Below are 11,445 nucleotides of genomic sequence, written 5' to 3' on the forward strand. Positions count from 1 at the left end.
GCGTGACGTCGATCGCAGATCAGCCGGACCAGAAGAAGCAGACCAGCGAGCGTGCCTGGATCGCCGCGATCAAGGACGTGCTCGATCGGCCGCTGACGTCGTACCACATCGTGCTCGGCGCGACCGGCCTGCTGCTGGTGCTCGGTCTGATGATGGTGCTGTCGGCGTCCAGCGTGCTGTCGCTGCGCGTCAACGGGAACAGCTACACGATCTTCGTCCGGCAGCTGATCTGGGTCGGTGTCGGCCTGCCGATGGCGTACGTCGCCTCGCGGATGACGCCGCGGCACTTCCGGATGCTCGCGTACGTCGCGCTGCTCGGGTCGATGTTCCTGCTGGTGCTGACCTACATCCCGGGCCTCGGTGTCGGCGTGAACGGCAACACCAACTGGCTCAACCTCGGCGGTCCGCTGCAGATCCAGCCGAGCGAGTTCGCCAAGTTGGCGATGGTGATGTGGTGCGCGGATCTCTATGCACGCAAGGAGAAGCTGCTCACCCAGTGGAAGCATCTGCTGGTCCCGATGGTGCCGGTCTGCGGTCTGGTGATCGCGCTGGTGGTCGGGCAGCACGACCTCGGTACGGCGCTGGTGCTGATGGCCGTGATGATCGGCATGATCTGGATCGTCGGGGCGCCGACCCGGCTGTTCGTCGCCACCATCGCGGTGGTCGGCACGGTCGCGGCGTACTTCGTGAACGCGGAGAAGTACCGCCTGGACCGGGTGACGTCGTTCCTGGACCCGTTCGCGAACCCGACCACCGTCGGCTGGCAGGCCTACCACTCGTTCTACGCGCTCTCGACCGGCGGCTGGTGGGGCGTCGGGATCGGCAACAGCCGGCAGAAGTGGAGCAACCTGCCGGAGGCGCACACCGACTTCATCTTCTCGGTGATCGGTGAGGAGCTCGGCCTGGTCGGGTCGCTCACCGTGCTCGCCCTGTTCCTCACCCTGGCCTACGCCGGGGTGCGGATCGCGACCCGCAACACCGAGCCGTTCGTCCGCTATGCGGCGGCCGGGATCACGATCTGGATCATGGCGCAGACGCTGGTCAACCTCGGCGCCGTGATCGGACTGCTACCCATCGTGGGTATCCCGCTCCCGCTTTTGTCGTACGGTGGTTCCGCACTGCTGCCGACGCTGATCGCGATCGGCATGCTGCTGTCCTTCGCGAAGGCCGAGCCCGGCGCGCAGGCCGCCCTGAAAGAGACCCGGCGACCTCGTTTCGGCTGGTTGCCTTCGCGGCGTACTGCGTACAAATGAAGTACAAATGAACCCGCGGGAGCGTTGAAAGCTGTGCCCAGCATTGTCCTGGCAGGTGGCGGTAGCGCCGGCCACACCTCACCCCTGATCGCCACCGCAGACGCCCTGCGCCGGATCGACCCGACGATCGAGATCATCGCCCTCGGGACCGAGCGCGGTCTCGAGACCCGCGTGATCCCCGAGGCCGGGTACCGGCTCGAGCTGATCCCGCCGGTGCCGCTGCCGCGCAAGCCCACGCCCGCGCTGTTGGCTGTTCCCGGAAAGCTGCTGTCCTCGGTGAGCGCGGCCCGGAAGGTGCTCGACGAGGCGAAGGCGGACGTGCTGGTCGGCTTCGGCGGCTACGTCTCCACCCCGGCGTACGTCGCTGCCTGGCGGCGGAAGACCCCGATCGTGGTGCACGAGGGGAACGCCGTCCCGGGAATCGCGAACAAGTTCGCCGCCCGGTACTGCACGCAGCACGTGAAGACGTCGTTCCCGGGCACCGACCTGCCGCATGCCGAGTACGTCGGCCTGCCGATCCGGCGGGCGATCTCCACGCTGGACCGGGCCGCGCTGCGCGCCGAGGCCAGGCAGTTCTTCGGCCTCGACCCGGACGCGCCGACACTGTTCGTGACCGGTGGCTCACAGGGCGCGCAGCGGATCAACGAGTCCGTCTCGGGCGCCGCCGCGGACCTGCAGGCGGCCGGTATCCAGGTGCTGCACGCGATCGGCCCGAAGAACACCCTCGAGGTGCCGCAGACCGGTCCGTTGCCGTACGTCGTACTGAACTACGTCGACCGGATGGATCTCGCGTACGCCGCCGCGGACCTGGTGGTCTGCCGCTCGGGCGCGAACACGGTCACCGAGGTGTCCGGTGTCGGCCTGCCCGCGATCTACGTCCCGCTGCCGATCGGTAACGGTGAGCAGCGGCTGAACGCGAAGCCGGTGGTCGACGTAGGTGGAGGTGTGCTGATCGACAACGCCGAGCTGACCGCGGACTGGGTGCGCGCGAACGTGCCGCAACTTCTGCTCGACCGCGAGCGTCTGACAGCCATGTCCACAGCTGCGACCGGTGTGATCCGGACCGACGCCGACGACCGATTGGCGCGGATCATCCTCGATGTGGTGAGGTCTGCGTCGTGATCGTCACCGCACCTGACACGCTGCAACCGGCCGAGAAGCTGGGCAGGGTGCACTTCGTGGGAATCGGCGGCGCCGGCATGTCCGGGATCGCCCGGATCATGGCGTCGCGCGGGATCGAGGTGTCCGGCTCGGACGCCAAGGACGGCAAGGTGCTGGGAGCGCTCCGGGCGCTCGGCGCGACCTGCTGGGTCGGCCACGCCGCCGAGCACGTGAAGGACGTCGACACCGTGGTGGTGTCGACCGCTATCCGCGAGACCAACCCAGAGGTCGTCGCCGCCCGCGCGGCCGGGATCCCGATCCTGCCGCGGGCCGCCGCGCTCGCGTCGGTGATGGTCGGCCGCCGGACGATCGCGGTCGCCGGCACGCACGGCAAGACCACGACCACCTCGATGCTGACCGTAGCGCTGCAGCACTGCGGCGCGGACCCGTCGTACGCGATCGGCGGCAACCTGAACGAGTCCGGGTCGAACGCCCACGACGGCACCGGCGACCTGTTCGTCGCCGAGGCGGACGAGTCGGACAAGTCGTTCCTGACCTACGCGCCCGAGGTGTCGATCGTCACGTCGGTCGAGCCGGACCACCTGGACAACTACGGCGACGAGGCCAGCTACCGGAAGGCGTTCGAGGAGTTCTGCGGCCGGGTGCTGCCCGGCGGGTTCATGGTGATCTGCCAGGACGACGCGGGCGCCCGCGCGCTGGCGTCGTACGCGCGGGACCGCGGGATCGACGTCCGGACGTACGGCGAGGCCCAGGACGCGGACCTGCGCGTCACCGAGATCACCGCGACCGGGGCGATTCAGTCGTTCGTGCCGGTGTACCGCGGACGCAAGCTGCCCGTCGTGAACCTGCAGCAGGCCGGTAAGCACAACGCGCTGAACGCGTCGGCGGCGTTGACCGTCGGCCTCGGGCTCGGGTTCTCCGCGGCCGACCTGGCCGAGGGACTGGCGTCGTTCACCGGCACCGGCCGGCGGTTCGAGTTCAAGGGTCTCGAGGACGGGGTGCGGGTGTTCGACTCGTACGCGCACCACCCGACCGAGCTCGCCGTCGACCTGACCGCGGCCCGCCAGGTGGCAGGGGAGGGGCGTGTGATCGCGTGTTTCCAGCCGCACCTGTTCAGCCGGACCCGGATCTTCGCCACCGAGTTCTCCGAGGCGCTGGCACTGGCCGACGAGGTCGTGGTGATGGACATCTTCGCGGCCCGCGAGGACCCGGAGCCCGGTGTCACCGGCGCCCTGATCGCGAACCATGTGCCGCTGAAGCCCGAGCAGGTGCGGTTCGAGCCGTCGTGGTCCGCCGTACCGCAACTGGTCGCGGACCTCGCCCAGGCGGGCGACCTGGTGGTGACGCTGGGCGCGGGCGACGTGACGCTGATCGGCCCGGAAGTCGTTGGTTTGCTGGCCGAACGCGCCAGTGCTCGTGAATCGGCCCGCGAGCCTTCCGAGGCAACGCCGGTACCTGTGGTGGAGTAAAAGGGTGGGGTTTGTTGAATGAGCCAGAGCGTCGATCTGGCTCGGGCACAGCAGAAGTTCGCGCGCCGGCAACGGCTGGTGCGGTGGCGGAGCTGGTTGCCCTGGGCCGTCGGCGGCGGACTGGTCGTGCTGGCCGGTCTGGTCGTCTGGCTGTTCTACTTCTCCTCCGCGTTCGCGGTCTCGGGGGTCCGGATCAGCGGTGCCGACACGGTGCCGGTGGCAACGATCGAGCAGGTCGCGGCCGCGCCGACGGGTACACCGCTGGCCAAGGTCGACCTGCGGTCGATCGCGGACCGGGTGCGGACGATCCCGGCGGTCGCGGACGCGCAGGTGACGCGGGCGTGGCCGCGCAAGATCGTGATCGTGGTCACCGAGCGGGTCCCGGTCGTGGTGGTGACCGACGGCTCGCGGTACGAGTTGGTGGACGCGACGGGTACGACGTACCGCACGGTCCCGGACCGGCCGGGCGGCCTGCCGGAGGCGAAGGTGACCGGGATCCGGCGCGACGTCACGATCCACTCGGTGGTGACGGTGTCGGCGGCCCTGCCGGACACGTTGCGGGCGCAGGTGGGCTCGATCTCGGCGGCGTCGCCGGACTCGATCACCCTCAACCTCAGCGCCGGGGTCAAGGTCGTTTGGGGTAGTTCCGATGACAGCGAGCGCAAGGCCGAGGTACTCAGCGTGCTGATGAAGCGGCAGGCGAAGGTGTACGACGTCTCGGCGCCCGATCTTCCTGTCACCAAAGGAGAAAAGCGGTGACTGATCACATCGCGGTATGGGCGGCGAGGCGCGTGGACATCGCCAGAAGCCGTCCCGTAGCGTGCGACGTAATCTAAAGTTGACATAAGTCTAAGCATCCACTTGAGGTTCAGTCTTTTCGCTGGACAACGGGAAACGAACGAGGCGAGAGGCGCGGACGTGGCGGCACCGCAGAACTACCTGGCACTCATCAAGGTCGTCGGCATCGGCGGCGGCGGCGTGAACGCCGTCAACCGGATGATCGAGCACGGGTTGAAAGGCGTGGAGTTCATCGCCATCAACACCGACGCCCAGGCGCTGCTGATGAGCGACGCGGACGTCAAGCTCGACATCGGCCGCGAGGAGACCCGCGGCCTGGGCGCCGGTGCGAACCCGGCGATCGGGCAGAAGGCCGCGGAGGACCACGCCGAGGAGATCGAGGAGGCGCTGAAGGGCGCCGACATGGTCTTCGTCACCGCCGGCGAGGGCGGCGGCACCGGCACCGGCGGCGCACCCGTGGTGGCGCGGATCGCCCGGTCGCTCGGCGCGTTGACCATAGGTGTCGTCACGCGGCCGTTCTCCTTCGAAGGAAAGCGGCGCGCGACCCAGGCCGAGGACGGCATCGCCACCCTCCGCGAAGAAGTCGACACCCTGATCGTCATCCCGAACGACCGGCTGCTGACCATCTCCGACCGCGCCGTGTCCGTGCTGGACGCGTTCAAGCAGGCCGACCAGGTGCTGCTGCAGGGTGTTTCCGGTATCACCGACCTGATCACCACGCCCGGCCTGATCAACGTGGACTTCGCCGACGTCAAGGCGGTCATGTCGAACGCCGGCTCGGCGCTGATGGGCATCGGCTCGTCGCGCGGCGAGGACCGTGCGGTCGCGGCCGCCGAGGCGGCCATCTCGTCGCCGTTGCTGGAGGCAAGTATCGAGGGTGCGCACGGCGTGCTGCTGTCGATCGCGGGCGGGTCCGATCTCGGCCTGTTCGAGATCAACGAGGCGGCCCAGCTGGTCTCGGAGTCCGCGCACTCGGACGCGAACATCATCTTCGGCGCGGTCATCGACGACGCCCTCGGTGACGAGGTGCGGGTCACGGTGATCGCGGCCGGGTTCGACGGCGGGATGCCGAAACGCCGCGAGCAGGCGATGAACCAGGCCCGCCCGCAGTCGTCCCGCCCGGCCACACAGAGCTACTCGGCGCCGATGGCAGGCGGCACGACACCACCGGCAAACCAGCAGTCCGGCCAGCCCGCCGGCCCGTCGGGCGGCCAGCCGTCGAGCGCACAGCCGGGCGGAGGACAGCAGTCCGGTGGTCAGTTCTCCGGCGGCCAGTTCTCGGGTGGTCAGACCCAGTCCGGCCAGGTGCCGGGTGGTCAGCCTTCCGCTCAAGCCGGACCGAGCCAGTCGGGTCCGACGCCCGGAGCCGGTCAGGGCGCGGGGCAGCCGCAGTCAGGTGCCGGCCAGCCGTCAGGCGTGACGCCCGGCAACCCGGCCACCCCGACCGACGACACCGTGCCGGTGCCCGCACCGACCGAGCCGCGGCCCGGCGCCGGGACGACGAACTCCGCGCGCCCGCAGGCGGGTGACGGCGTCCGCACCGTGCAGTCCGGCCAGCAGTCGGCCCAGCCGGCCCCGCACACCCCGGCCTCGCCGTCGACCCAGCACTCCTGGCCCACCCACGGCCCGAGCAACGCCGCCGGTCAGACCGGTCAGACTGGTCAGTCGGCCCAGTCTGCGCAGCCGAGCCAGCCGGTCAAGCCGAAGAAGCCGGAGCCCGAGGAAGACCTCGACATCCCCGACTTCCTCAAGTAGTCAGCCGCCCTCGCCGGGCGTCGTGGCCTGGCAAGGACGGTAGACGGACACGACCACGCCGTACCGCGATTCTCCTGGGCCCGCATCGGCGAGGTCGTCGGCCAGCTGCTGCAGCGTCGCGGCGAGTTCCTCCGCCTGCGCTGCGGTCAGCCGCAGGTTCCGCACGGTGAACATCGGGTCGGGGTCGGCGGACTCCAGATCAGCTGCGACTGCCTGCAGCGCGACGGTGTTGTTCGCCCGCGCGCCTTCGCCGGAGAAGCCGAACCGCCGCACCGACCGCCGGTAGTACTGCTCGGTCCCACCCCGCACCTGCCGCGTCTCGGCCACGTGCACCATCCCGGCGTCGCGGAGCACGCCCAGATGGTGGGCGACGTTGCCTTTCGCCGTCCCGAGCGCAACGGCCAGCTGGCTGATCGTGGCCGCCTCCTGCCCGAGTGCGAACAGCAGGCGGTGCCGGAGCGGGTGCCCGAGCGCCTTGAACTGCGCGGCGCTCGACACGTCCAGGTGATCGATGATCTCGGCCATGCATCAAGCGTCGAGAATTCTTGACGCTTTGTCAACTCGTCTGCTCTACTCCTCGTCATGCACACCGAAGAGATCAGGACCGTCATCGGCCGCCTGGGCGCGCTGGTCGCCGAGCACTACGTCTTTCCGGAGGTCGGCGCCGAGGTCGCGAACCGGCTCGCCGCAGCGACCGACGAGGGCCGATACGACGAGCTTCAGGCGCCGGAGCAGCTGGCCGAGCGGGTCACGGCCGACCTGCAGCTCGGCAACCTCGACAAGCACCTGCGGCTCAAGTTCCATCAGGACGGGCCGCCGGACGAGACCGACCCGGTGGCCGAGGAAGCACACTGGCGCCGGTTGGCCGAGCGCGACGCCGGCGGGATCGCGCGGGTCGAACGGCTGGACGGGAACGTCGGCCTGCTGGAGCTCCGGCCGTTGCTGTACGACCCGACCCATGCAGGTGCGGCCCTGACCGCCGCGATGACGCTGCTCGCGTCGGCGGACGCGCTGATCCTCGACCTGCGCCGCTGCGTGGGCGGTTCGCCCGATCAGGTCGCCTTCGTCTGCAGCCACCTGTTCGACTCCGGCGAACCGATCCATCTGCAGGACCTGGTCAAGCCGTCCGAGGGGACGCTACGACAGTTCTGGACCGTGCCGTACGTGCCGGGGCCGCGCTTCGGCGGCACCAAGCCGATCTGGGTGCTGACCAGCTCGGCGACCTTCTCCGGCGGTGAAGAGCTGGCGTACAACCTGCAGCAACTCGAGCGCGCGACGATCGTCGGCGAGCGGACGGGCGGCGGCGCGCATCCCCGGCAGGGCTTCAGACTGCATGATCAGCTGGAGGCGACCGTTCCGGTGGCGCGTTCTGTCAATCAGATCTCCGGGACCAACTGGGAAGGTACCGGCGTCGTTCCCGACGTCGACGTCCCCGCGGCCGACGCCTTCACCGAGGCCTACCGCCGCGCGACGGCTGCCGCTGGGTAACCTTCAGGCGTGTTCGGCTACGACGAGGTTCGCCAGGGTGTTCGGTTCGCGTTCACCGATCGGTTCGGCGGCGCCAGCAAACCGCCGTACGGCGAACTGAACCTGGGCAGTGCCTCGGGGCCGGACGCCGACGGGGTGATCGCGAACTTCGGGCTGATCGCGTCCGAGTTCGGGGTGCCCGCGGGGAACGTGGTGCGGGTCAGCCAGGTGCACGGCCGCGACGTGCACGTCGTACGGCCCGGCGACGAACTTCCCACTCGGCCGATGCCGAAGGCCGACGGTCTGGTGACGACGCGATCCGATGTGGTGCTGGCCGTTCGCGCGGCCGACTGCCTGCCGGTGCTGCTGTCCGGCGACGGCGTGATCGGCGCCGCGCACTCCGGCCGCAAGGGCATGTACGTCGGCATCGTCCCGGCGACCGTCGACGCGATGCGGGAACTCGGTGCGGCGACGATCACCGCCGTCCTCGGACCGTCTGCGTGCGGGAAGTGCTACGAGGTCCCCGACGATATGCGCGCCGAGGTCGCGGAGCGGGTGCCGGCGTCGTACTCCGAGACCAGTTGGGGAACGCCCGCGATCGATGTGGCCGCCGGTGTGAAGGCGCAACTGGCCGAGCTCGGCGTCGAGGTGGTCGACGCGACTGCCTGCACGATCAAGTCCGAGAACCTGTACTCGTACCGCCGCGAAGGTCCGGAGAGCGGGCGGATGGCAGGACTGATCAAGGTGGTCGCCCAGTGACCACGCGAGCCGACGAGCTCCGCGAGAACCTCGAGCAGGTGCGGGAGCGGATCGAGAAGGCCTGTCAGGCGGCCGGGAGAGCCGTGGACGAGGTCACCCTCGTGGCGATCACCAAAACCTTCCCAGTCAGCGACGTACGGGCGCTCGCGGGCCTCGGGATCCAGGACGTCGGGGAGAACCGCGAGCAGGAGTTGAAGACGAAGGCGCCGGACTGCCCGGACCTCACCTGGCACTTCGTCGGTCAGTTGCAGTCGAAGAAGTCCCGCTCGGTCGCGCGGTACGCGTCGGTCGTGCACTCGGTCGACCGGTCGTCACTCGTCGAGCCGCTGTCCAAGGCCGCGGTCGCCGAGGCGAAGACGTTGCGCTGCCTGATCCAGGTGAGCCTTGCGGCGTACGGATCCGCGGACGCGGCGACCGGCGCGAGCCGGGGCGGTGTCGCGCCGGCCGACGTACCCGAACTGGCCGCGGAGATCGCGTCGGCCGACGGCCTCGAACTCGGGGGAGTGATGGCCGTCGCGCCCCTCGGTTCGGACCCCGAGGAGGCCTTCGCCGGACTCCGTGAAGTAGCGTCGCGGCTACGCTCCGAACACCCCGGCGCCGACTGGATCTCGGCCGGGATGACCGGCGATCTGGAGGCCGCGATCAAGCACGGTGCGACACACGTGCGGCTCGGGCGCGCCTTACTCGGTACGCGTCCTCCACTCGGTTAGTGTCGACATCGAGCAGGTTTTTGCTTCCTGCTCACCGTTGTCGTCGAACCGGATCGAGGTGCTGGAGGGCCATGAGCGGCGCACTGCGCAAGATGGGTGTGTACCTCGGCTTGGTCGAGGACGGGGAGCGCTACAACGCGCGGTACGACGACACCTACGACGACGAGTACGACGAGTACGACGACGAAGCCGTCGACGGGGACTCCCACGAGACCGAGCCGGTACCCGCCGGCCGGGAGAGCCGCGAGCCTCGCACCGAGCCCCAGGGCCGCGAGGACCACAGCGGCGCCACGGTCAGCAAGTTCCCAGACCGGCGCGGTGTCGCGTCGTCCCCGGAGGTTACCGAGTTGGCCCGCATCACCACCGTGCACCCGCGCAGCTACAACGAGGCGCGCGTGATCGGTGAGCACTTCCGCGACGGTACGCCCGTCATCATGAACCTGACCGAGATGGACCACTCCGACGCCAAGCGGCTGGTGGACTTCGCGGCCGGCCTGATCTTCTGCTGCCGGGGCTCGATCGAGCGGATCACCACCAAGGTGTTCCTGGTCTGCCCGCCGAACGTGACGGTGGCTGCCGAGGAGAAGGAAAAGATCGCTGCGGACGGGTTCTACAACCAGAGCTGAGGCCGGCGCTTCCGCCGTCTTCTACACTCGTTGTCGACATGGATGCTCTCGCGCTCGTCCTCATCGTTCTGTACTGGGTCCTGCTCGCCTTCTTCCTGGTGCTGGTGGCACGGTTCGTACTCAGTCTGATCGTCATGTTCGCTCCGCAGTGGCATCCCAAGGGGCCGCTGCTGCTGTTCTTCGAGCTGATCTACTCGATCACGGACCCGTTCCTGAAGCCGCTGCGGCGGATCCTGCCCCCGATCGGGGCCGGTGGAATCCGCATCGACCTGTCGATGCTGATGCTGTTCGTCATGGTGTCGGTGGCGATGGCGATCAACTCGACGGCCCTTCGATCGTTGTGAGGGTGAGGACCGCGAAGACTGGGTAGATAGAGCCCGGATTCCGTCATAAGACAACGAAGCGATAACGTGATCTACTGAGTCGCCAAGGCGAGGGCCACGGGGACTCCGCCAAGACACAGACAAACGAGGTGAAAGATGCCGCTGACGCCGGATGACGTCCGCTCGAAGCAGTTCACGCCCGTCCGACTACGGGAGGGCTACGACGTCACAGAGGTCGACTCCTTCCTCGACGAGGTGGAAGCTGAGCTCGAGCGACTTCTCGCCGAGAACGAGGAGCTGCGGGCCAAGCTCGCGGCGGCTCAGCGCGCTGGTGCTGACCAGCAGCGCCCGGTCGACCAGACCGCCGCGCTGCCGCCAGTCGTGCAGCAGCCGAAGCCCCCGGTCGTGGTCGAGAAGCCCGAGGAGAAGCCGCCGGTGGTGGCCGCTCCGACCGCGGCCGCGGCGGCCGGCACTGTCGGTGACGCCTCTAGCTCCGCGGTGCGGCTGCTGGAGATGGCCACCAAGCACTCCGACGACCTGGTCCAGGAGGCGAAGGATACCGCCGACAAGATCATCGGCGAGGCCCGCGCCAAGGCGGAGCGCCTGGAGAACGAGGCCCGCGGCAAGGCCGACCGGATGACCGGTGAGGCCCGCGCCCGCGCCGAGAAGCTCGACGGCGAGATCGCCGAGCGCCGCGCGCAGATGCTCGGCACGCTGGAGAAGCAGAAGGGTCAGCTCGAGCGCACGATCGACGACCTGCACGCCTACGAGCGTGAGTACCGCAGCCGCCTGAAGACGTACTTCACCGAGCAGTTGAAGGCGCTCGGCAACGGCGACGACACGCTCAGCCCGCGCAACGGCTTCCGGCCGGAGGCGCGTGCGCAGGCCCACGGTCACGGCGTCTAAAAACACGTAGTCGCAGTTGTTGTTTGTTGAAGAGGCGGTGCTTTCCGGCGGCACCGCCTCTTCGCCATGTCTGGCCACCTCTGACACAGGGTCCTTCACCGGTGACTCGGAGTCAGTGCCAGACGGGCGGAACCTTCCGGGTGGTGTTCCAGCATCTGGTCGGCGGGCCGGTGATGATCAGCACACTCGCGGAGCAGTTGGGCGTGACCCAGCAGGCCGCCTCGACGTCGGTCGCCTGAGCGACCTCATCAACCGGC

The 11,445-nt window shown here is 69.0% G+C and carries 12 protein-coding genes and 1 pseudogene; 12 read left to right on the forward strand and 1 reads right to left on the reverse strand.

Features of this window, described 5'->3' with window-relative positions:
* Window positions 1–2 precede the first annotated feature (2 nt).
* The 5 genes and pseudogenes from ftsW to ftsZ all read left to right on the forward strand — a co-directional run.
* Window positions 3–1,253, forward strand: a complete 1,251-nt coding sequence (gene ftsW / locus EV651_RS17250; RefSeq protein WP_133786217.1) for a putative lipid II flippase FtsW — start codon at window positions 3–5, stop codon at window positions 1,251–1,253.
* 33 nt (window positions 1,254–1,286) lie between these two features.
* Window positions 1,287–2,375: an undecaprenyldiphospho-muramoylpentapeptide beta-N-acetylglucosaminyltransferase gene (gene murG, locus EV651_RS17255; protein WP_133786218.1), complete on the forward strand. Its 1,089-nt coding sequence runs from the start codon at window positions 1,287–1,289 to the stop codon at window positions 2,373–2,375.
* Complete coding sequence (gene murC / locus EV651_RS17260; protein WP_133786219.1) at window positions 2,372–3,844, forward strand: UDP-N-acetylmuramate--L-alanine ligase; 1,473 nt, start codon at window positions 2,372–2,374, stop codon at window positions 3,842–3,844. Before murG ends, murC begins: the two co-directional genes overlap by 4 nt.
* Window positions 3,845–3,862: 18 nt before the next feature.
* Complete coding sequence (locus tag EV651_RS17265; protein ID WP_133786220.1) at window positions 3,863–4,603, forward strand: cell division protein FtsQ/DivIB; 741 nt, start codon at window positions 3,863–3,865, stop codon at window positions 4,601–4,603.
* A 159-nt stretch (window positions 4,604–4,762) separates the two neighbouring features.
* Window positions 4,763–5,774 (forward strand): annotated as a pseudogene (ftsZ, locus tag EV651_RS43090) (cell division protein FtsZ); the annotation flags it as partial.
* 623 nt (window positions 5,775–6,397) lie between these two features.
* Here the strand turns inward: ftsZ and EV651_RS17275 are convergent.
* Window positions 6,398–6,922 carry a transcriptional regulator gene (locus tag EV651_RS17275; RefSeq protein ID WP_133786222.1) on the reverse strand — a complete coding sequence of 175 codons (525 nt, stop codon included), beginning with the start codon at window positions 6,920–6,922 and terminating at the stop codon, window positions 6,398–6,400.
* Between the two features lie 57 nt (window positions 6,923–6,979).
* On the opposite strand from EV651_RS17275, the gene EV651_RS17280 reads away from it, so the two are divergent.
* From EV651_RS17280 to EV651_RS17310, 7 genes are all read left to right on the forward strand, one after another.
* Window positions 6,980–7,885, forward strand: coding sequence for a S41 family peptidase (locus tag EV651_RS17280; RefSeq protein ID WP_133786223.1), 906 nt, complete (start codon window positions 6,980–6,982; stop codon window positions 7,883–7,885).
* Between the two features lie 9 nt (window positions 7,886–7,894).
* Window positions 7,895–8,623 (forward strand): peptidoglycan editing factor PgeF, encoded by a 729-nt coding sequence (gene pgeF, locus EV651_RS17285; protein ID WP_133786224.1) that lies wholly within the window; start codon window positions 7,895–7,897, stop codon window positions 8,621–8,623.
* Window positions 8,620–9,333 (forward strand): YggS family pyridoxal phosphate-dependent enzyme, encoded by a 714-nt coding sequence (locus tag EV651_RS17290; RefSeq protein ID WP_133786225.1) that lies wholly within the window; start codon window positions 8,620–8,622, stop codon window positions 9,331–9,333. Before pgeF ends, EV651_RS17290 begins: the two co-directional genes overlap by 4 nt.
* Before the next feature lie 71 nt (window positions 9,334–9,404).
* Entirely contained in the window at window positions 9,405–9,959 is a 555-nt protein-coding gene (locus EV651_RS17295) for a cell division protein SepF (RefSeq protein WP_133786226.1), read from the forward strand.
* 38 nt (window positions 9,960–9,997) lie between these two features.
* Window positions 9,998–10,303 carry a YggT family protein gene (locus tag EV651_RS17300; RefSeq protein WP_130379857.1) on the forward strand — a complete coding sequence of 102 codons (306 nt, stop codon included), beginning with the start codon at window positions 9,998–10,000 and terminating at the stop codon, window positions 10,301–10,303.
* Between the two features lie 135 nt (window positions 10,304–10,438).
* On the forward strand, window positions 10,439–11,188 hold the full coding sequence (locus EV651_RS17305; RefSeq protein ID WP_130379855.1) for a DivIVA domain-containing protein: 750 nt from the start codon (window positions 10,439–10,441) through the stop codon (window positions 11,186–11,188).
* 101 nt (window positions 11,189–11,289) lie between these two features.
* A complete protein-coding gene (locus EV651_RS17310) occupies window positions 11,290–11,427 on the forward strand; it encodes a helix-turn-helix transcriptional regulator (RefSeq protein WP_133786227.1) in 138 nt (45 codons plus the stop codon).
* Window positions 11,428–11,445 lie beyond the last annotated feature (18 nt).

The sequence above is a fragment of the Kribbella sp. VKM Ac-2571 genome (assembly GCF_004362255.1).
In the GTDB taxonomy this organism is placed as follows: Bacteria; Actinomycetota; Actinomycetes; order Propionibacteriales; family Kribbellaceae; genus Kribbella; species Kribbella pratensis.

What these genes read in the sequence shown, in the direction of transcription:
- EV651_RS17280 (WP_133786223.1), top strand. Translation starts at nt 6,980, where the DNA reads ATGCACACCGAAGAGATCAGGACCGTCATCGGCCGCCTGGGCGCGCTG.
- EV651_RS17295 (WP_133786226.1), top strand. Translation starts at nt 9,405, where the DNA reads ATGAGCGGCGCACTGCGCAAGATGGGTGTGTACCTCGGCTTGGTCGAG.
- EV651_RS17305 (WP_130379855.1), top strand. Translation starts at nt 10,439, where the DNA reads ATGCCGCTGACGCCGGATGACGTCCGCTCGAAGCAGTTCACGCCCGTC.
- EV651_RS17265 (WP_133786220.1), top strand. Translation starts at nt 3,863, where the DNA reads ATGAGCCAGAGCGTCGATCTGGCTCGGGCACAGCAGAAGTTCGCGCGC.
- EV651_RS17300 (WP_130379857.1), top strand. Translation starts at nt 9,998, where the DNA reads ATGGATGCTCTCGCGCTCGTCCTCATCGTTCTGTACTGGGTCCTGCTC.
- EV651_RS17275 (WP_133786222.1), bottom strand. Translation starts at nt 6,922, where the DNA reads ATGGCCGAGATCATCGATCACCTGGACGTGTCGAGCGCCGCGCAGTTC.